15 protein-coding genes and 1 pseudogene are annotated in these 19,289 nt (G+C 63.0%); 4 read left to right on the top strand and 12 right to left on the bottom strand.

The features are described from left to right. Position 1: 1 nt before the first annotated feature. Together KM176_RS22180 and KM176_RS22175 are read right to left on the bottom strand one after the other, a co-directional pair. Positions 2 to 697 carry an ABC transporter permease subunit gene (locus KM176_RS22180; RefSeq protein WP_160896825.1) on the bottom strand — a complete coding sequence of 232 codons (696 nt, stop codon included), beginning with the start codon at positions 695 to 697 and terminating at the stop codon, positions 2 to 4. A gap of 83 nt (positions 698 to 780) precedes the next feature. Continuing rightward, positions 781 to 1,608 (bottom strand): transporter substrate-binding domain-containing protein, encoded by an 828-nt coding sequence (locus KM176_RS22175; RefSeq protein ID WP_160896824.1) that lies wholly within the window; start codon positions 1,606 to 1,608, stop codon positions 781 to 783. 372 nt (positions 1,609 to 1,980) lie between these two features. Here KM176_RS22175 and KM176_RS22170 point away from each other — a divergent pair, with 372 nt between their 5' ends. Next, positions 1,981 to 2,853: an NADP-dependent oxidoreductase gene (locus tag KM176_RS22170; protein WP_160896823.1), complete on the top strand. Its 873-nt coding sequence runs from the start codon at positions 1,981 to 1,983 to the stop codon at positions 2,851 to 2,853. Positions 2,854 to 2,877: 24 nt separating this feature from the next. Here the strand turns inward: KM176_RS22170 and KM176_RS22165 are convergent, their stop codons facing one another. After that, entirely contained in the window at positions 2,878 to 4,188 is a 1,311-nt protein-coding gene (locus KM176_RS22165) for an NtaA/DmoA family FMN-dependent monooxygenase (protein ID WP_160896822.1), read from the bottom strand. A 229-nt stretch (positions 4,189 to 4,417) separates the two neighbouring features. Here KM176_RS22165 and KM176_RS22160 point away from each other — a divergent pair, with 229 nt between their 5' ends. After that, the gene (locus KM176_RS22160) at positions 4,418 to 5,347 is read left to right on the top strand and encodes a LysR family transcriptional regulator (protein WP_160896821.1); all 930 of its coding nucleotides are present in this window, start codon (positions 4,418 to 4,420) and stop codon (positions 5,345 to 5,347) included. A gap of 618 nt (positions 5,348 to 5,965) precedes the next feature. On the opposite strand, the gene KM176_RS22155 is transcribed toward KM176_RS22160, so the two are convergent. From KM176_RS22155 to ribB, 3 genes and pseudogenes are all read right to left on the bottom strand, one after another. Then, complete coding sequence (locus KM176_RS22155; RefSeq protein WP_160896820.1) at positions 5,966 to 6,487, bottom strand: flavin reductase family protein; 522 nt, start codon at positions 6,485 to 6,487, stop codon at positions 5,966 to 5,968. After that, the gene (locus tag KM176_RS22150; protein WP_202398075.1) at positions 6,480 to 7,055 is read right to left on the bottom strand and encodes an NADPH-dependent FMN reductase; all 576 of its coding nucleotides are present in this window, start codon (positions 7,053 to 7,055) and stop codon (positions 6,480 to 6,482) included. The genes KM176_RS22155 and KM176_RS22150 overlap by 8 nt, the downstream gene beginning before the upstream one ends. 70 nt (positions 7,056 to 7,125) lie before the next feature. After that, a pseudogene (ribB, locus tag KM176_RS22145) lies at positions 7,126 to 7,779 on the bottom strand (3,4-dihydroxy-2-butanone-4-phosphate synthase); the annotation flags it as partial. 804 nt (positions 7,780 to 8,583) lie between these two features. On the opposite strand from ribB, the gene KM176_RS22140 reads away from it, so the two are divergent. Continuing rightward, the gene (locus tag KM176_RS22140) at positions 8,584 to 9,564 is read left to right on the top strand and encodes a LysR family transcriptional regulator (RefSeq protein WP_160896817.1); all 981 of its coding nucleotides are present in this window, start codon (positions 8,584 to 8,586) and stop codon (positions 9,562 to 9,564) included. Between the two features lie 55 nt (positions 9,565 to 9,619). Here KM176_RS22140 and KM176_RS22135 read toward each other — a convergent pair whose 3' ends face one another. From KM176_RS22135 to KM176_RS22110, 6 genes are all read right to left on the bottom strand, one after another. Next, the gene (locus KM176_RS22135) at positions 9,620 to 11,650 is read right to left on the bottom strand and encodes a dipeptide ABC transporter ATP-binding protein (protein ID WP_160896816.1); all 2,031 of its coding nucleotides are present in this window, start codon (positions 11,648 to 11,650) and stop codon (positions 9,620 to 9,622) included. Next, positions 11,647 to 12,513, bottom strand: a complete 867-nt coding sequence (locus KM176_RS22130; RefSeq protein WP_160896815.1) for an ABC transporter permease — start codon at positions 12,511 to 12,513, stop codon at positions 11,647 to 11,649. The genes KM176_RS22135 and KM176_RS22130 overlap by 4 nt, the downstream gene beginning before the upstream one ends. 10 nt (positions 12,514 to 12,523) lie before the next feature. Continuing rightward, complete coding sequence (locus tag KM176_RS22125) at positions 12,524 to 13,471, bottom strand: ABC transporter permease (RefSeq protein WP_160896814.1); 948 nt, start codon at positions 13,469 to 13,471, stop codon at positions 12,524 to 12,526. 69 nt (positions 13,472 to 13,540) lie between these two features. Beyond that, a complete protein-coding gene (locus KM176_RS22120) occupies positions 13,541 to 15,124 on the bottom strand; it encodes an ABC transporter substrate-binding protein (protein ID WP_160896813.1) in 1,584 nt (527 codons plus the stop codon). Positions 15,125 to 15,254: 130 nt separating this feature from the next. Then, entirely contained in the window at positions 15,255 to 16,643 is a 1,389-nt protein-coding gene (locus tag KM176_RS22115; protein ID WP_160896812.1) for an LLM class flavin-dependent oxidoreductase, read from the bottom strand. A 15-nt stretch (positions 16,644 to 16,658) separates the two neighbouring features. Then, entirely contained in the window at positions 16,659 to 18,053 is a 1,395-nt protein-coding gene (locus tag KM176_RS22110) for an LLM class flavin-dependent oxidoreductase (RefSeq protein ID WP_160896811.1), read from the bottom strand. A 779-nt stretch (positions 18,054 to 18,832) separates the two neighbouring features. Between KM176_RS22110 and KM176_RS22105 the strand changes: the two genes are divergently transcribed. After that, a partial coding sequence (locus KM176_RS22105; protein WP_215558827.1) for an aminotransferase class III-fold pyridoxal phosphate-dependent enzyme occupies positions 18,833 to 19,289 on the top strand: 457 nt, incomplete at its 3' end.

Here is a 19,289-nt window from a genome sequence, read left to right as displayed (position 1 = left end):
TTTATGCTCCCACAGGGGTCTGACCCCGGTTCAGTCGCCGCTCCAGCCGGTTGGCCAGGGGCACGGTCAGGGTGCTCATGGCGATGTAGAAGAACGATGCGACGATCAGGAACACGAAGGGTTCGGAGGTAGCCCCTCCTGCGGTCTTGGCGACGGTGACAAGATCGCTGAGCCCGACGAGGGAAACGAGCGATGTCTCTTTCAGGATGATGATCCAAATATTGACAAGGCCTGGAAGCGCGAGCCGGAAGACCTGCGGCAGCAGGATCAGGCGCCAGGCGTGGAACCTTGGCAGGCCAAGCACGGTGCAGGCCTCGAACTGGCCTTTCGGCAGGTTCCGGATCGCTCCGTGGACCAGATCGCAGACATAGGCGGCATTGACCATGGCGATGGCTGCCACGCCGGAGGAGAAGGGCGAGACATCGAAGCTCCGGTCGTAGCCCAGCAGCGCGGTTAGCACGCCAGAGCCGCCATAATAGATAATGAAGAGGATCAGCAGCGAGGGGACGCCCGTCATGATCGAGATGTAGATCGTCAGCGGAATCTGCACGACCCCGGAGGCGCCCGTGCGCAGGATCCCGAAAACGGTTCCGATGGCCAGAGAGATCACAAAGCTCCAGAGCAGCATCTGCACTGTGATCGAAACGCCTCCGAGCATCTGCTGGAAGTAGCCGGAATAATCGACGCTGGTGGGCATGGGGTCATCTTACCTTTGACGGGCTTTCTGGTGTCCTGGAACCCAGCCCCGCAGCATCGCGGGGCTGGGGGGCCCAGCCGGAGCTATTTCTTGGCGGCGCAGGCCGCATCTTCGGGCAGCAGCGGGGTGCTGATGTATTTCTCGCGGATCTTGGTATAGGTGCAGTCTGCAAGCATCGCGTTCAGGGCTCCGTTGACCCTGTCGAGCAGAGCCGTGTCCCCCTTGCGCACGGGCCAGGCATTGCCGCGCTGATCCGCCGGAAGGTCCTCCTGTCCGGAGTAATAAGGCTCTCCGGCGAATTTCCAGTCACTGCCCTTTGGCGTGTCGATCAGCTTCACAGCTGCCGTCAGCTTGGGCATGAAAAGCATGTTGATGCGCCCGGCAGTCAGGTCGAGGATCGTCTGATCCGGGTTGTCATAGTCGCGGTACTTGACGGAATCCCCGAAGAGGGTCTTCAAGTAAGCCGCATTCATGTCGCCCCGCTGCAATCCGACGGTGACGTTCTTGCCCCTGAGACCCTCTGGCGTCAGGGTCCAGTCGCTGTCCTTGGGGACGACGAAGCTTACCGGATTGGACAACACCGGCCGGGTGAAATCCAGCTTTTCCCGACGCTTCTCGGAAGGGGTCATGTTGCCGACGAGCAGGTCGAACTTGCCCTCCAGCAGCGAGGGAACGAGGGCCCTGAAATCCATTACGACAAGTTTGCAATCCGCGCCGATCCGCTTGCAGACTTCCCGGGCGAGGTCGGGTTCAAGCCCGCTCAGCGTGCCGTCGCCGGACATGATCGAGAAGGGCGGATTCGTGCCTTCATTGCCTAGCCTCAGGGTCTCGGCCGAAGCCACGGTGGAGAGGCTGCAAGCGGCGGCGGCAGTCAGGGCAAGAAGCCGGAAGCGAGAGAATTTTGCGTTCATCTAGGGGGTGTCCTGTTGGCCTGTCCGGGAGGGGTTGCTTCGTTGAGGGTATTCCAACGCATTGGGTGCAATCGTGGTCGCCAGCTCATGACAGGCCACGCCACGAGGCGAGACAACTGCTTTTTTTCGAACGCTTTTCCCTTTTATTTCCGCTCGATGGCGGGTCTCCCTTGGGGACGAAACAAATGGATTTCGAATTTTATGTGAAATCTCACATGGTTGAGGTACAAGAAATTTCGTGGTTCGCAGCGGTGCTGCGACGGTGGGGCTCCCGGGAAAAAGCCAGGCCCAGAGACAGCTGATGGAAAACTAGGCATGAAAGCTACATATTATGACGAATTCGGTGGTCCTTCGGTCCTTCGGTACGCAGAGATGCCCCTTCCGCAGCCCGGGCCAGGGCAAATTCGAATCGATCTCCGGGCTGCCAGCCTGATCCCGGCAGACGTCAAGCTGCGGGCGGGGAAGCTTTCGCATATCTTTCAGGTCAGTCTGCCGAAGATCCCGGGGCGCGATGGCGCGGGGGTGGTGTCGGCCCTGGGGGCCGGGGTCGATGACTTCAAGATTGGCGACCGGGTCTGCGTCGTCGCCCAGCACGTACAGCAGGGAACCCATGCCGAGGCTGTGGTCCTGGGACGCGAAGCCGTGGTGGCCCTGCCCGACAGCCTCGGTTTCGCCGAAGGGGCAGCGCTGATGCATGCGGGTGTCTGTGCCTGGATCTGTCTGATGGAAACGGCGCGGATCACGGCCGGAAGCCGGGTGCTGATCCATGGCGGAGCCGGCGCCATCGGCAGCCTGGCCCTGCAGCTGGCGGCTTCCGTCGGAGCAGAAGTGCTGACCACCTGCCGGAGTTCAAATCGTGATTACGTCACTTCACTGGGGGCCGATCGGGCCATCGCCTACGACGCAGAGGATTTCACCGCGATTGCGCGTGACATGGATGTGGTTCTGGACCTGATCGGAGGCGAGACGGCGGATCGCTCATGGCAGGTTCTGAAGCCTGCCGGTCACATGGTGGCCCTGATCGCCAAGCCTTTCGAGGACCAGTCCGCGGATTTCGGGGTCAGGCTCACCATTCCGCATATCCACGATCATGCCGGGACGCTCCGTACCGTTGTGGATGCTGCGGCGGCTGGTCGCCTGGTGCCCCAGATCGCCGCGCAGGTGCCGCTGGAAGAGGCCCGCTATGCACATGCCCGGCTGGAGGCCGGGCATGTCAGCCGGGGACGGCTGGTGTTCAGGATCTGACGACCCGCCGTCGTCGCAGGAAAATCAGAATTCCCGCAGCGTTCCGCGCAGGGTGTCCGCGGTGTATTCCGTCCGCACACGGCCTCGGCGTTGAAGCTCTGGCACCAGGCCCTCGCAGATGTCGGTCACATGCTGGCGACCGATGAAGGTGGTGAAGGGCTTGGTGATCAGGAAGCCGTCGCCGCCGACCTCATCCATGACGCTGCAGAGACTGTCGGCGACCTGTTCGGGGGTGCCGACCATGCCGGGCAACCCGCGCGAGACCTGCTCCACTGCCAGCTGTCGCAGCGTCTTTCCACTGCCCCATTGCGCGAAGGCATCGAGAGATCCCTGTTCGCCGTTTGTTTCCATGTGATCGGGCAGCGGTTGGTCCGGGTCGAACTTGGAAAAGTCGATGTCGGTGATCAGGCTGATCGAGGCCAGTACCTTTTCCAGATAATCCGGCGCCTCGGTGATGCGTTTTGCCTTGGCCTTGGCTTCCTCTTCGGTCGCGCCAACGATGGGGGCGACGACAAAGAGTACCTTGATGTCGTCGGGATTGCGCCCGGCGGCTGCGGCCCGGGCGCGAATGTCGTCACGGTAGGCCCTGATGCCGGCCACGCCGGAGGAGGGGGCTATGATGCTGTCGGCGGTGCGCGCGGCAAATTCGCGACCGCGCGGAGAGCCACCGGCCTGCACCAGGGTCGGCTGCACCTGGGGCGAAGGTACAGTGTTCAGCGGTCCGCGGGTCGAAAAATACGTCCCCTTGAAATTCACCTCGCGCACCTTGGTATGGTCGACATAGGTGCTGGTGGCACGGTCGCGCACCACGGCGCCAGGCTCCCAGCTGTTCCAGAGCGCGCGGCAGGCGGCGACGTATTCATCGGCCATGTCGTAGCGCAGCTGGCGGGGGGGCAGCTTGTCCATGCCAAGGTTCTGGGCCGCGGCATCCTCGCCGCTGGTGACGATGTTCCAGCCGAAACGGCCGTCGATCAGGCTGTCCACGGTCGAGCACAGCCGCGCCAGGGTGAAGGGGTGGTAGCTGATGGTGGACATGGTCGAGACCACGCCGAGGTTCTTCGTCTTGGAGCCCAGCAGTACGGCGAGCGGCGTTGGATCGCCCTTCGGTGCCATCAGCCCGTGCTTGAGGTAGACCTCGCGGCTGTCGCCGTAGGTGTCCGAGATCAGCAGCGTATCCTCGAGCATGATGTAGTCGAAGCAGGCGCGCTCCAGCATCTGCGCCATGTCAACATAGAACTGTCCGTCCCAGGGCATACCGCCGCTCGCCAGGGGCGTGTTCCAGTCATCGAGGGCGAAGTTGGTGAACCATCCAAGGTGGAATTTCTGTCCGGACATGGTTTCTCCTGCTGTCAGGTGGTCGTGCCGGGCGCTGCGTCGGCCCGGCTTCGAGGGGCAGGATAGAAAGCGGAGTCTGCGTGAAACCATATGGAATACCCGATCCATGTTCCGGATTTCCCGAAACGTCGGTACGGCGGCGGATTGCTTGACACTTTGCCATGGCTGGCAATGATTGCACCTGCCCCGTGCCCACGGGAAAACAGACATTCCAGGACAATGCGTACCGATGGCCCGGCTTCAAGCCCCGCAGGATTCCGATATCAGATTGCTGCGTCATTTCTGTGCGATCGTCGACGAGGGCGGGTTTTCCGCTGCGCAGGCAGCTTTGGGCGTGTCGCAATCGGTGTTGAGCGAAAGCGTGAAGGCGTTGGAGCTGCGTCTTGGGGCTTCGCTGTGCCAGCGGGGGCCGAAGGGCTTCCGCCTCTTTCCCGAAGGGGAGGCAACCTACAAGGCCGCTCAGAGGCTCTTTGCCGAGGTTGAGGTCTTCCGTGCCTCGACGTCGGATCTGAGCCGCCTTGCACAGCACGAAGTGTCCGTTGCGGTGCAAGAGTCGATACTTGAACATCCCAAGAGCCGCATCCCAGAGGCCCTGGCGCGGCTGCAGGACAGCCATCCCAATGTGCATTTCCACCTTGAAGTCATGCTGGGCACGCAGGTGATCGGACGTGTGGCGGACGGGCTGATGCATGTCGGGATTGGCATCCCGGGAGAGACCCGGGCCCAGCTCTATGTGCGGCCACTGTTCGAAGAGCGTTCCATGCTGTGCTGTGGTGTCGGGCACCCCTTTTTCAATCGCGTTTCAGACGGTTTAAGGACCGAAGAAGTAGATGCCGTCGCCCATGTCACAAGCGGCAAGGTCGAAAGCTTCTTCAGTGCGCCGATTGACGCGCAAGCCCGTGGAGATGTCGGAAGGGGCGCGCGCGCCCAGCTCGCCCTCATCCTGAGCGGGCGCAATGTCGGCTATGTGCCTCGTCATATCGCTGCGCCCTTGCTGGCTTCGGGGAAGCTGAAAGAACTTTGCCCTGGCGGCAAGAGCATGCCTCTGACAAACACAGTCTATGCAATGACCGGCCCATCGTCGAAGGATATCGCCGTAGTACGCTATCTGGTCGACATCATGGCAAAGATTCACTCTGACGAATTGCTCACCACATGATTGCGTAATGCGGCGGCCAGTCAGAATCCGGGGCGCCAACGTCGGTGACCAGAGCGCGCTCGTCACCTTCCATAGAATGCTGGCGAAACTCATGCGCACGTCTCCCCTGACTTGCCCTTGTCAGCCCAGCATACTGAATAGCCCCGAGCTTCAACGGATGGGCGGTGAATCCATGCCTCCTGCCGCGTGCTTGATCTGGGGGACCTGTCAACGGAGCGGGGAGGCAGGCCAGCTCCGACACGGCGCGCCCGCCTTTCACGGCTTCCAGCGCTGAACGAGTCCTGAGGCCCCCTATCGTGGTCCCCGCGTTCCTGGAGACCAGAAGACGGAAGTTCCTAGAGTACGTCACTGTTCGTTTTCGGGGGGGGCTGCGTGATGTGTGTCGTGATCAATTACCGCGCGGGCCAGATTATCCTGATGCCCGCAAGCTCTCGAAGGTCGGCTGGATGATCGCCTATGCCCTTGTCACGCACGTCGTCTGCGCAGTCTCGCGTAAACCCTGCCGGTCATCGCCGTTGCCTGAACCGGGCTCCTCCGACCGGGCTATATGGCGGGGCGTATCGCTCTTCTGATCGGACGGAAGATGCAACAGCTTCTCCCGTCCGGTTTTCCTTCCGATCAGGCCGAAACCTGATGGTAGCGTCCCTTGTAGTAAACGAGAGGCGACGCGGTGTGTTCCTTCGCTTCATCGACGAAACGCATGACTTCGCCGATGACGATCAGGTGGTCGCCGGCTTCGTGTTCGGCGTAGAAACGGCATTCCAAGGTCAGCAGCGTATCACGGATCATCGGGGATCCTTCGGCATTCGGAGCCCAGTCGACGCCCGCCCAACGGTCACCGGACGAGCGCGCAAAGCTGTTGGAAAGCGCGACTTGGTCCCAATGCAGCACATTTACCGCAAAGTGCCCGGACGGCCGGATCTTTGGCCAGCTGTTGGATTCGCGACGCACGCAGAACGAGACAAGAGGCGGTTCCAGGGAGACGCTGTAGAAGGACTGGCAGGTGAAGCCAACGGGCTCGTCCGTTTGGCCCCGGCCTGTGACGATTGTGATTCCCGATGCGTAATGTCCCAGGGCATCGCGGAAGGCACGCGGGTCGAAAGCGTCGGCGGTTGCGGTCTCGATGAAGGTATCAGGCATGTGCTTTTTCCTGCTGGACCATCTTTTCGGCATCGGCGGCAGCCTGGATCTGCGGCGCTGTGGCCTGTATCACCGGCATGCAGCGACCAAGCGCCAACAGAACCTCGCGCGCGAAATCATCGAGGATCTCGTCAGCCGCATCCATACGCTCGGTGTTGAAGTAGAGACCGCGATAGGGCACCACCGCGCCCAGCTCATGCAGGAGGGGCACGAGGGTCGTGGTCGGCGCCAGAGAATGTGCCAGCCCCCCGCCGGTCATGAAAGCCAGAGAGGGAACACGGTTCAGCCCGTTCATCGGGTAGCGGTCAAGGAAGGATTTCAGCAGGCCGGTATAGCTCGCCTTGTAGGTCGGCGAGGCAAAGACCGCGAGGTCGGACTCGGCGACGCGCGCATTGAGAGCGGCCATGCGCTCTGAGGGCCAGACAAAGAGTTGATCCACATGTTCCACAAGATCAATGACCTGCAGGTCCGGATCGGCGCCGCCGAACATGCGTTCCACCAGTTTCTGCGCAAGCTTGCCGGTTCGCGAGGCCGGTTTGGGGTTGCCGACCACGATGGTAATTTTCATCATTTCCTTCTTTCCTTTGGCGTCAGGCCCGCGAAGGCAGGAGATCTGGTGCGCCGGTGTTCTGCAGCAGGGCAATCAGGTCAGAGATCAGGCCGATCATGAGGCCGTGTTGTGCAGCGTAGCCGATCAGGTCCGGCAGGCGCGCCATTTCTCCGTCGTCGCGCATGATCTCGCAGATGACCGCTGAAGGATTGCGACCGGCGAGACGGGCCAGGTCAACAGAGGCTTCGGTATGTCCGGGCCGCTCGAGCACGCCGCCGTCCCGGGCACGCAGGGGAAAGACATGCCCCGGCGAGGCGAGCGCTTCAGGGCCGCGGGACGGGTCGCAGGCCACACGGATCGTCTCTGCACGATCACGGGCCGAAATGCCCGTGGTGACGTTTTCGGCTGCCTCGATCGACTGGGTGAAGGCCGTTCCGAAGGCGGAGGCGTTGCGGCTCGGCATGGGTAGCAGGCCAAGCGCATCCACCCGCGCGCCTTCCAGGCAGAGGCAGATCAGGCCACGTCCATGGGTGGCCATGAAATTAATCGCTTCCGGCCCGGCCGCATCAGCGGCGATCACCAGATCCCCTTCATTTTCGCGCTCTTCGCTGTCCACCAGAATGACCATGTTGCCGGCGCGCATTTCGGCGATGATATCGGCTATGGGACTGATGGCGGCTTGGATTGCGGAGCCATGTGATGGGCTGCCGCAGGATATCGTTTCGGCGAGGATGTCTTTCATGTCGACCTGTTTGTTATGGCAGTGCCGGACCCGAACCGTCAGAGGCGGCCGGTCATTTCGCAGCTTTGGGTGTGGGCCTGAAGCGAAAGATGTGGTTCCGGTTGGTTTTCAACCCGCTGGGACCGCATCCACGAGATCGACCTGAGGCAAATCGACGTGGCGAGCAAAGAAGGCGTAACGGCGCACGACCGCCGGGCCAGGCGCTCTGCGACATGGAAAGTCACGGAGATACACGAGAGACGGGCGTTTGACGACAAGACCTGCTTCACAATCACACCGCTTCTGGCGTGTTGCTTTGGGAAGATACGCTTTGCGGGCTTGGGTGACCCGGTCAGGTGTAACGGCTTACGTTGACTGGTTAAAAGCAATGTCGATCCGGCAGGTCAAGTGCGGGAAGCACCGCCCAGTGAAGACCATGCGGAAATCGCCCTGAAGAGCCTGTTTTTACCGCACCGGAATGAGGCCTTCGACTTGCCGATGCGCGCGCGGGGCTTAGAGAGCGAGGCACATGCCGGCGGGCAGATCGGCACTCCGGGAAGGCCAGGGGGCGAGCGGTGGTTTGCTGTATCCGGCATCCTTTAGCGGCTGGAACGCTGAAAAAAAGATCTGACGCGAGCCTTGGCCGTTTGCCGGGCGGATATGCTGCTGATTTGCTTCTGCGTTGAGAAAAAAGAGGTATTTTGGATCCAGGTCACGGAGTGCGTTTGCAGCTGCGATCCCGACCTGTTTTCCGGCTGACCTTGGGCGGCGCCGGCTATCCCTACGGGGATCACCTGTGTCTCTAACCTCAGCAGGAGCATGATCATGAATGTGATCCACGCAGGACGGGCATTTCCGTCCACCTCGCGCGCCCACTCCGAACCTTTCGCGGCCGATGTCGGCCGACTGGGGCTTGTCGCCTCCTTCGTCGCAGTGGCCGATACCCTGAGCTTTGCCGATGCGGCAGCCGAAACCGGGCAGACGTCACCGACAATCAGCCGCAAGATTACCCGCCTCGAGGATACGCTCGGGATACGGCTGTTCGACCGCACTACGCGCCGTGTTTCCCTGACGGAAGCGGGCAGGCTCTACCTAGAGCACTGCCGTCAGGCTCTCGAACATCTGAGTCTCGGCAACCAGCTGATCGAGGGGCTCAGTTCCGCGCCCAGCGGCAAGTTGCGGATCTCGATGCCGGTTGCCCTTGGCCGTCTTCATCTGAGTGGTGCGATTCGTGACTTCATGCGGGATTTTCCGGAAATCGAGGTGAACGCCCACTATTCCGACAGCTTCGTCGACCTTATCGAAGGGGGCTACGATCTGGTGATCCGCACCGGGATCCTGGCAGATTCCAGCCTTGTCGCCCGCAGGTTGGGCGCCAACAAGCGGGTGCTTGTCGCCTCTCGCAGCTACCTGGCCGAGCACCCTGCTCCGCGCAAGCCCGAGGACCTCGCGAAGCATGAGTGTCTCATCTTCGAACGCTATGCAGCTTCGGGCAGCCTCTGGCATCTCGAGCGCGGGGACGAGAGGATCTCTGTCAAGACCAGCGGTCGGCTGCGTTCGGACAGCTCCGAGGCGATCTTTGATGCGGCGATGAACGGATTCGGTATCGGTGTCGTCGCCACATACATCTGTCATGAACAGCTGCGCAGGGGCGAGCTTGTCGAGGTTCTGCCCGACTGGCAGCTGAGCCCAGAGGCCGGGATCTATGTCGCCTTCCCGAATTCACGGCACGTGGCCCCGAAGGTCAGGGCGTTTGCGGACTTCATGGCGCATTACTTCCGCGATGCGCCCTGGGAGGCTTCCTGAACCGCCGGGGCCTCCGCATCCGGAGGGAAGCGCAAGCCCCTGGCGGAACGGGTGGTCAGGTCCTCAGCGGAATATGGCAACTGACCATGTGACCGTTGCGTCCCAGCCGCAGCGGCGGGGTGACGGCATCGCATTCCTGTCCGAGATACCGCAGGCAGCGGTCGGCAAAGGGGCAGCCCTGGCCCTGAACCGGACGGGCGCGTGAAACGATTTCCTCAGGGGCATGACGGGCATGTCTTTCCCCACGCGGCATGGCCGACAGCAGCATCTCGGTATAGGCGTGTCCGGGATTTGCGAACACTTCCCTGACCGGACCTGTCTCCAGCACGGACCCGCTGTACATCACGGCGACCCGGTCGGCGATATAGCGCACCACCCCGAGGTCGTGGGTAATGAAGATGTAGGCGACGCCGCGCTTTGCCCGCAGGTCGATCAGGGTGTTCAGGACCGCCGCCTGCACCGAGATGTCCAGTGCCGAGGTCGGTTCATCGCAGATAATGATGTCGGGATCGGCTGCAAGGGCGCGGGCGATGTTCACGCGCTGCTTCTCGCCCCCCGACAGCTCCCTCGGGAAGCGGGTCAGGTAGCGTTCGCTCAGGTTCACCATCTCCAGCAGTTCCGCGGTGCGTTTCGCGACCTCGGGTCCAGAGGCATTACCGTAGAGCCCGATCGGACGGCTGACGATTTCGCCCACGGTCCGCATCGGGTTGAGCGCGCTGTCGGGGTTCTGGAATACGATCTGCACCCGCTTGCGGGCGTCGCGGCTGCGCTGGCCGGCCAGGGGTTCCAGCCGCTGACCTTCCATCCGGACCGAGCCGCCGGTGGGCGCGCGCAGCCCGGCGATGCAGCGCGCGAGCGTGGATTTGCCGGAGCCGCTTTCGCCGACGATCCCCAGAGTTTCGCCCGGGCGGATCGCCAGGGTGACCCGGTCCAGGGCCTTGCTCTGCTCCTTCCGGTTGAGGAAGGGCAGGGCAAGGCTGGGCCGGGCATAGCTGAAATCGAGATCGACCACAGAAAGCTGCGGCGGGACGCTTTCCTCGGGACCGAAACGCTTGCGCGTCTCCGCCGCGCGTTCGGCAAGGGGAAGGATCTCGTTGAAGATGCAGCGCGAGACGTGGCGGGATCCGACGACCTGGATGGCGGGGACTGCATCCTTGCACTGCGGCGTGGCATAGGCGCAGCGGGCGGCGAAGATGCAGCCGCCGGGAACGTTGCGCAAGTCCGGCAGACTGCCGGGGATCGGGTTCAGCCGTTTGACGGCGCCGTCGATGGGCAGCAGCGAATTGTTGAGACCCATGGTGTAGGGGTGACGGGCGCGGCGCAGGACCTCTGATGCGGGACCCTCTTCGACCATCTGCCCGGCATAGAGCACACCGACCCTGTCACAGACCTGCGCCACCACGCGCAGGTTGTGGCTGATGAACAGGATGGCCATCCCGAGGCGCTTGCGCAGATCCGCGATCAGGTCGAGGATATGGGCTTCGGTCGTGATGTCGAGCCCGGTCGTCGGCTCGTCCATGATCAGCAGCTCGGCTTCGCAGGCGATGGCCATGGCGATCACCACACGTTGCTGCTGGCCGCCGGAAATCTGGTGCGGATAGCGCTGTGCCAGGTTTTCCGGATCCGGCAGGCGGACCTGCCGGAACAGTTCCACTGCGCGGGCCAGGGCATCCTTACGGGTCATGTTGCGATGTCGGATCAGCGCCTCGGCGACCTGTGCCCCCAGCTTGAAGGCCGGGTTGAGGGCGTTCATCGGGTCCTGGTAGACCATCGCCACCCGGTTGCCGCGCACGCTCTGCCAGCCAGCGGGCGAAAGCCGCAGCAGATTCTCTCCCTTGAGCTTGATCGAGCCGGTCTCGATCTCGCCTCCGGCGACATGACCCATGCAGGAGAAGGCGACGGTACTTTTGCCCGAGCCGCTTTCGCCGATCAGGCCGTAGGCCTCCCCCGGCGCGATGGAAAGGGTGACACCACGCACGGCGTGGACGGCTTCGCTGCCCTTGCCATAGGTGATTGACAGGTTTTCAATGGCCAGAACGGCGTTCTCGACGCCGGCCTGGCGAATTTCATGGCGTTGGGGGATCATCGGGCAAGCCTCGTGGAAATCGCAAATCTCTGGCGGACGCTTTCCCCGATGAGGACGGTTCCGGTGGCGATGACGGCCACGACCAGGCAGGGGAAAACGGTCAGCCAGGGGGCAAACTGGATGAACTGCTGACCTTCCTTGACCATCAGACCCCAGGCGGGTGTCGGCGTCTGCGCGCCCATCCCGAGGTAGGCCAGAGAGGCGCTGAGAAGGATCGCGTAGGAGGACCGCAGCGCCAGGTCGATGATGACGACGCTGCGCAGGTTCGGAAGCATCTCCCGGAACAGGATGAAGCCGAGGCTTTCGCCACGTGCCCGGCAGGCCTCGATGAACTCGCGCTTGCCGATTTCCAGCGCGGCCGAGCGGATAAGACGTGCCGAACGGGGCCAGAAGATCAGGCTCATGGCCAGCACCAGGTTGACGATGCTGGAGCCCATCATGGTGACAATGAGCATGGCCAGGATGAGGGCGGGGAAAGACAGCAGAATGTCCATGCTGCGCATGATCAGCTCATCCACGCGGCCCCCGAAAAGACCGCAGACAAGGCCGGTCACCGTACCGGCGGCGATGCCCAGGGTCGCGGCGGCGAAGGCGGGCAGAAGCGTGGGGCGCGCGCCTACAAGGACACGGGAGAGGATGTCGCGACCGAATTCGTCGGTTCCGAAGGGATGCACCCAGCTTGGCCCGAGGAGCGATGCGGAGGCATTGAAGTCATAGGCCGAAAAGGGCGCGACCCAGGGGCCGGCGACGATGAGGAGAACGAGGAACAGCAGGTAAAGTTCGGCAGGGCGCAACATGGCGCGCGCGGTACGACTGACGCGGGCGAGCGGCCGGTCTGTGGCATTCGTTGCAACGGTTGTCATGGGATCGCCCTCAGTTGCGCAGTTTCGGGTTGAGCAGCATGGAGGCGATATCCGCCAGCAGGCTGCCGAGAGAGTAGGCGGCTGCGATCACCAGCACGCAGGCCTGGAGCACCGGCACGTCGCGGCTCTGGACCGCCATCACCATGAGCTGTCCGATGCCGGCGAAGTTGAAGATCGTTTCAATGATCACCAGGCCACCGAGGAGAGCGCCGAAGCTGAGCCCGATCTCGACCAGAGTTGGCAGCATCGCATTTGGCAGGGCATGCTTCAGGATTACCTGCCAGCGCGGGATACCCTTGAGCAGCGCGGTGCGAACGTAGGGAGAAGCCAGCACGTCGATCATGCTCGCCCGGGTCATCTGGATGATGTAGGTCGCGCCGCCCAGAGAGATGACGAGGACCGGCAGGACCAGGGTGTCGAGGTGCAGGAACAGGCTTTCGCCAGGGTTGATCATCGCTGCTCCGGGCAGCCATTGCAGCCAGATGGCGAAGATCAGCATTGCACCGAGCGCCAGCACGTATTCGGGCATCCCGAAGAGGAAGGTGGTCAGGCCGGTGATCGCGCGGTCAAGGAGCGAGCCCTGTTTCACCGCGGCAATTGCGCCGAACAGGATGGAAACGGGGATCACCACGATCATGCAGATCAGCGCCAAGGTCGCGGAATTCAGCAGGCGGCCCGCGATCATCGGCCCGACCGGGCGATTAAAGGTGAGTGAAGTGCCGAAATCACCCTGCAGAAGGTCGAAGAACCATTTCATGAAGCGCAGCAGGACGGGCTGGTCGAGGCCCAGGCTGCCCCGCAGGGCGGCAACCTGGTCCGGCGTTGCGGTGTCGCCGAGGATGGCCGTGGCCACGTCGCCGGGCAGGACGTTGACGATGAGGAAGGTCAACAGCGCAACGAAAAAGAGGGAAATCACCATGACGGCGATGCGACGGGTGATCAGAAGCCAAAGCGGCATGGGGCTGCTCTCCAGGGCAAAACAGGAAAGGGGCCCGCTGCCGGAAGGCAGCGGGCGGGCGGGGTCGGATCAGGAGACCCAGACGCGCCCCATGTCGATCAGGTCGAAGCGGGGGAAGGTATAGCCCTGCACTCGCCCGTTCATGACCACGGAGGTGTTCATGAAGTAGGGAATGATCTTCTCGCTGTAGAGGACGATCTTGCTCACGACCTCGTTGACCATCTCGATCTTGCGCTCTTGATCCGTGGTCGCGAGGATCTCCTCGATCAGCGCATCGACACCCGGGCCGCTTTCGGTCTGAGAATAGTTCACCGCGCCCTTGCTGTGATAGAGCAGGAAGAGATTGGTGAAGAGGTTCGACGCGGTGGCGAAGGTTCCGGTGGTGTAGAGCGGGCGCTGGCGCGTCACATTGGCCGCATATTCGGTATAGGGCACATCGTTGATGTTGATGCCGATGCCGACCTTGGACGCGGCATCCTTCAGCGCCACGGCGATCCGGGGCGAGGGCGGGCGCTCGCTCATCGTGAAGATGTCGAGGTTGAGCGGCCCGACGCCGGAGTCCTCAAGAAGCTTCTTCGCCCTGGGCAGGTCCTGGTTCCGCAGTGGCAAATCCTTGGGGTAATAGGCGTCCGTCACCTGGAACGGGCTGTCGGTGCCCACGCCGCCCTGTCCCAGAAGCGCCGAGGCGATCAGCATGTTGCGGTCGATGAGATAGCGGAACGCCTCTCGGACCTTCAGGTTGTCGAAGGGGGCCATGTTGATCTGGGTGATCAGGCAATGGTAGTTCGTGCCCGGCTCGGAGCGGGCGATCAGGCCCGAAACATTGCGCAGGCTCAGGAAGGTCTCGGTCTGGATCCCGCTCAGCACGTCGACGTTGCCCGACCGCAGGGCGGCCTGCTGCGTCACGCTGTCGGCGATGCCGACGATGGTCAGCTGGTCGAGATAGGGGCGTTCGGGATCCCAGTAGTTCGGGTTCTTGACGGCGGTCGCGCTGCTGCCGGGTTCGAAGCTCTTGTACATGAAGGGCCCGGTGCCGATAGGGTGGTCGGTCAGCTGGTCGAACTTGCCCGCCGGCAAGATGCGCATGAAACGCGAGGCCACGGCGGAGGGACCGTCGGAGAAGGGCTGGCTGTAGGTCAGTCGCACGCGCAGGGGACCTTCCGCAGTAACCGCGCTAAGCGGGCCCGCGGCATTGTACATGCGCCCGCCGGCGGTCTTATCCATCGCCATCTCATAGGTCGCGACGACATCGGCCGAGGTGAAGTCGGAACCATCGTGGAACTTGACGCCTTCGCGCAGGTTGAAGACCCATTCGCGGGCGCCGTTCTCGGCGGCCCAGCTGGTGGCGAGCATCGGCTCAAGTTGGCCGTTGTTGTCGAAAATGAGGTTGTCGAAGATCGAGCCCATGAACTGCTGGCCCGCGACCGAATAGGCCACGCGCGGATCCATCGAATCCACCGGAGCGGTGTAGGCCACGGTCAGCGATCCTCCGCGAACCGGGGTTTGCGCGGCGGCCGGGCGCGCGCCGAAGACCGACGCGGCGCCCCCGAGGCCGATCAGGCCGACACTTGCCGCGCTGCGCAGGAACTGGCGGCGCGAAAAGTCGAAGCGATGTCCGGATTGGGTAATCCAAGGTTTGTCGTCGAAAGTCATTTGGAGGTCCCTGTTGTCGGGCAGGCACGGTCTTGCGACGCGCTGCGCATGTTTTTCTGATTGTCGGAGCCGGGGCGCGCCTCTGCGCAATCCGGCTTTGCGCTGAGGCACCCGTCGGGGGCCTCCTGCCTCAGGCGGCCCAGCGGTCCGCCGGACGTTTGATGCCGAGGTTGTCGCGCAGCGTCGTGCCCTCGTAGCTGCTCCGGTAAAGGCCGCGGCGCTGCAGTTCCGGCACCACGAGATCGACGAAATCTTCCAGCCCGGCCGGCATGTAGGGCGGTTGCAGGTTGAAGCCGTCGGCGGCGCCGTTCAGGAACCAGTGTTCCATCTCGTCCGCCACCTGTGCGGGGGTGCCCACGACGACCTTCCAGACCCCGAGGCTGGGCATCAGGCGGGCAAGCTCCGCCAGCGTGGGCTTGCGGTCGCGGATCACCGCATTGATGCGGTCGACCGCGCTTTGCAGCGCCGCGCCGGAATGGGTGCCGCCGGAGTTGTGCAGCGGGCCCTTGGGGCTTTGCGCAGCGTCGAGCACGATTTCCGGCGCCGGGGCGTTCAGGTCCATGCCGAAGGGATCGTCGTAATAGGGCAGCATTTCCGACAGCCCGACCTGAACCGGCGTCGTGGCGGTGATCCGCTCCAGCTTCTCGCGCGCCTCGGATTCCGTTTTGGCCACGAAGACCATCATGCCCGGCATAATCTTCAGCGCTTCGGGATCGCGGCCGAAGCCGGCCATGAGGCCCTTGACCTCTGCATAGTAGTCGCGGGCCAGTTCGAAGGTGGATTTGGCGGAATAGAGGACATCGGCGCGCTTGGCCGCCAGGGTCTTCGTCGACAGGCTGTCGCCCGCCATCACCATCGGGATCTGGCCCTGCGGCGGCCGGCAGATGTCCAGAGGCCCGCGCGATTTCAGGTGCTCGCCCGCGTAGTTGATGAAATGCACCTTGTCGCGGTCGAAGAAGATGCCCGTCTCCTTGTCGCGGATCATCGCGTCGTCTTCCCAGCTGTCCATCAGCGCCTGGACGATATCGACGAATTCCTGGCCGCGCTCCTTGCGGAGCACCTGGTCGGGAAGCCCGTCATAGCCGTAGTTGCGCGCCTCGTCCGGGCAGAAGCCGGTGACGAAGTTCCATCCCATCCGCCCCTTGCTGATATGGTCGACCGAGGCCAGGATCCGGGCAATCGTGTAGGGCGCATTGTAGGTCGCGTTCACAGTCGAAACCAGACCGACATGACTGGTCATCGTGGCCAGCGCCGACAGCAGCATCAGCGGTTCGAGTTTGACGTTGTTGTGGTGGTTCTCTCGGGCCAGCTTGAGGTTGGCCAGGTTGCGGCTGGCCGCGTGATCGGCCAGGAACATCATGTCGAAAAGGCCGCGTTCGGCGGTCTGGGCGACATGGGCGAAATGCTTGAGCTCCATCAGCCCGTTCGGGTTGACGCCGGGCATGGTCCAGGAGCCAGGGTGATAGCCCATGACATGCATCGACACGCCCATCTTCATCTGACGCTTGGGATTGGTCATTTTCGGCTCCTCGGATCAGCGGGTGGCCAGCGTGCCGACACGCGCGGCGGTTTCGGAAAGGGTGAAGCTGTTTTGCGGTCGGGCGATGCCGAGCCGGTCGCGCAGGGTGCGCCCTTCGTATTCGGTGCGGAACAGGCCGCGCCGTTGCAGCTCGGGAACGACCAGTTCGACGAAGTCCTCGGCCGCGCCGGGCAGATAGGCCGCCTGGACGTTGAACCCGTCGGCGGCACCGGTGCTGAACCATTCCTCCAGCTTGTCGGCGACATCGGTCGGGGTGCCGACGATGCCGAGCTGCCAGAGGTCTCCGCCCAGCACCATTTCCATCAGCTGGCGGACGGTCTTGCCGTCTGCACGCGCCCGCTTCATGAGCGACATCGCGAAACCGGAGGGCTGACCCGTTGGATAGGCGACCAGCTCGGAGTCCGCCTCGGGCACCAGGCTGTCGAGCGGGCAGGCGGAGAGGTCGGGCAGACCCGAGACCAGCATGTGGCCAAAGCCCATCACCGGGTCGATGCAGGCGTTGAGCCGGTCGAGCTTGGCCTGGGCTTCCGCCCGAGTGGGCGCCACGAAGGTCATGATTCCGGGCATGATCTTCACGTCGTCCGGCGTGCGGCCATATTTCCAGGTCTTCGCCTTGAGCGAGGCGTAATAGGCGCGGGCCAGTTCGATGTTGGGCTGGCCGGCATAGACGATGTCGGCATGGGCCGCAGCCAGCTCCTGCGCATTCTCCGACGCGCCGGCGGTGGCGATCGGCGGGACTCCCTGCGGGGGGCGGGGCAGATCGAGCGGTCCCTTGATGCGGAACTGGTCGCCCTCGTGATCGAGGAAATGCAGCTTTTCGCGATCGAAGAAGATGCCGCTTTCCTTGTCCTGGACGAAGGCGCCATCTTCCCAGGTGTCGCACAGCCGCTTGACGACGCTGACGAATTCATGGGCGCGGGCATGGCGTTCATCCGACGTACCCGTCGTGGCCAGGCCGAAGTTTTCTGCCTCGTCCTCGCTCCAGCTGGTGACCATGTTCCAGGCCGCGCGCCCACCCGAAAGGTGGTCGAGCGTCGCAAGGCGGCGGGTCAGGTTGTAGGGATGCTGGAACGTGGTGGAGGCGGTGCCGACGAAGCCGATCTCCTCCGTCAGGGCCGCGAGGGCGGCGATGAGGGTGAAGGGTTCGTGCTTGGACTGCTGCTGTTCGCGGTGTCGTGGTGCCCGGGCATCGCCGAACTGCCGCACGCCCGAGACATCCGCGAAAAAGAGAAAGTCCAGCTTTCCGCGCTCGGCGATCTTCGCGCAGTTTACATAATGCTGGAGGTTCATTGTGCCATCTACTGGCACATCGGGCATCCGCCAGGCGGCAGGGTGGTACCCCAAATGTGCCACGGACAGGCCGAAATGCATCTTGCGGGTTTTTGTCATCTTGGAGCTCCAGGTCGTATGCGAGGTGCTTTTGGCTGCACGCTTGAGTGCCAAGGCATCAGCCTCTGCGGACTCACGGCATAGGATGATAAAAGGCAGGCTCGGATTGCTCGCGGTACCCGGCTGGGCCGAAAGAAACTCTTACAGCGGTTGAAAGAGTAAGGTGGCCACCGCCGGGGTTCTTTAAATAATGAATTAATATCAAATCATTGCAGGTCGTTACGCCAGCGTATTTCGGCCCCCGCCCCGGGCTATGCGGGATTCAGGTAAGATCTGTCATTTCGCAGACGCCTGCGAAGCATGCACTCGGTCACTCCTTGAACATGCATTTCTGGCGCAGGAATAGGCCCTCAACGGGCGCCCACCCTATGAATACATCGTATGCGTCGGCTGGGCCGTGTCGCGATTGTTGGCGGGGAAGTGTCTCTTGGCCTCTTCATTGGGTCTCTTTGCGCCCGCGGTCCGCCAGTGGTGTCAAACGACATCAGGAACTGCCCCTGAAGACCACGCCAGTGGCTCCCATTCTGGAGCGCTTCGGCGGGCCGCTCAAGCTGATGACCTGCCCGCCCCGGAGGCTCCACCGGGGCGGGCCGATAACGTAAATCATGATCTGAAGTTATGCCGTACCAAGATTATCCGGCCTTCTGGGGGCGGAAATGGGCGCCTAGGATGCGGCAGAGCCACCCGCACCTGTCGGTCAGCAGGCCCTGCGATGTTGCATCTTTGGCATCGGCCTGGATGGCAGGCGACCCCCCGGGTTTGGTTGCAAGGAGAATGACATGATCAAGCAAGCCCCCCTCGCAGAGGCCGCGCGCCGGCATCTGCTCGACCCCGCTGCCAGCCTCAAGACCCTTGGCCAGAAGGCCCTGCCGCGTCTTGACCGGGCCGAGGGCATCTATGTCGTGGACGAAAACGGTCATCGCCTGATCGACGGCCCCGCCGGCATGTGGTGCACCCAGGTCGGCTACAACCGCCGCGAGATCGCCGTGGCGATGGCCGAGCAGGCGATGAACCTGTCCTATACCTCGCCCTGGTACATGGGCAATGCGCCTTCGATCCGCCTGGCCGAGAAGATCGCCAGCCTGACCCCTTCGGACCTCAACCGCGTCTTCTTCACAACCGGCGGCTCGACCGCCGTCGATACGGCCCTGCGCTTTGTCGAGTTCCGCAACAACGTGCGCGGCCTGAAGGACAAGAAGGGCATCATCGTCCAGGTCGATGGCTATCACGGCAGCA

The sequence above is a fragment of the Pseudooceanicola endophyticus genome, from assembly GCF_018760365.1.
In the GTDB taxonomy this organism is placed as follows: Bacteria; Pseudomonadota; Alphaproteobacteria; order Rhodobacterales; family Rhodobacteraceae; genus Pseudooceanicola; species Pseudooceanicola endophyticus.
This window is presented reverse-complemented; position numbering and strand designations above follow the sequence as displayed.

Excerpts from the sequence above, each read along its gene's own strand:
- KM176_RS22180 (WP_160896825.1), bottom strand. The coding sequence starts at position 697 with ATGCCCACCAGCGTCGATTATTCCGGCTACTTCCAGCAGATGCTCGGA.
- KM176_RS22175 (WP_160896824.1), bottom strand. The coding sequence starts at position 1,608 with ATGAACGCAAAATTCTCTCGCTTCCGGCTTCTTGCCCTGACTGCCGCC.
- KM176_RS22170 (WP_160896823.1), top strand. The coding sequence starts at position 1,981 with ATGCCCCTTCCGCAGCCCGGGCCAGGGCAAATTCGAATCGATCTCCGG.
- KM176_RS22165 (WP_160896822.1), bottom strand. The coding sequence starts at position 4,188 with ATGTCCGGACAGAAATTCCACCTTGGATGGTTCACCAACTTCGCCCTC.
- KM176_RS22160 (WP_160896821.1), top strand. The coding sequence starts at position 4,418 with ATGGCCCGGCTTCAAGCCCCGCAGGATTCCGATATCAGATTGCTGCGT.
- KM176_RS22155 (WP_160896820.1), bottom strand. The coding sequence starts at position 6,487 with ATGCCTGATACCTTCATCGAGACCGCAACCGCCGACGCTTTCGACCCG.
- KM176_RS22150 (WP_202398075.1), bottom strand. The coding sequence starts at position 7,055 with ATGAAAATTACCATCGTGGTCGGCAACCCCAAACCGGCCTCGCGAACC.
- KM176_RS22140 (WP_160896817.1), top strand. The coding sequence starts at position 8,584 with ATGAATGTGATCCACGCAGGACGGGCATTTCCGTCCACCTCGCGCGCC.
- KM176_RS22135 (WP_160896816.1), bottom strand. The coding sequence starts at position 11,650 with ATGATCCCCCAACGCCATGAAATTCGCCAGGCCGGCGTCGAGAACGCC.
- KM176_RS22130 (WP_160896815.1), bottom strand. The coding sequence starts at position 12,513 with ATGACAACCGTTGCAACGAATGCCACAGACCGGCCGCTCGCCCGCGTC.
- KM176_RS22125 (WP_160896814.1), bottom strand. The coding sequence starts at position 13,471 with ATGCCGCTTTGGCTTCTGATCACCCGTCGCATCGCCGTCATGGTGATT.
- KM176_RS22120 (WP_160896813.1), bottom strand. The coding sequence starts at position 15,124 with ATGACTTTCGACGACAAACCTTGGATTACCCAATCCGGACATCGCTTC.
- KM176_RS22115 (WP_160896812.1), bottom strand. The coding sequence starts at position 16,643 with ATGACCAATCCCAAGCGTCAGATGAAGATGGGCGTGTCGATGCATGTC.
- KM176_RS22110 (WP_160896811.1), bottom strand. The coding sequence starts at position 18,053 with ATGACAAAAACCCGCAAGATGCATTTCGGCCTGTCCGTGGCACATTTG.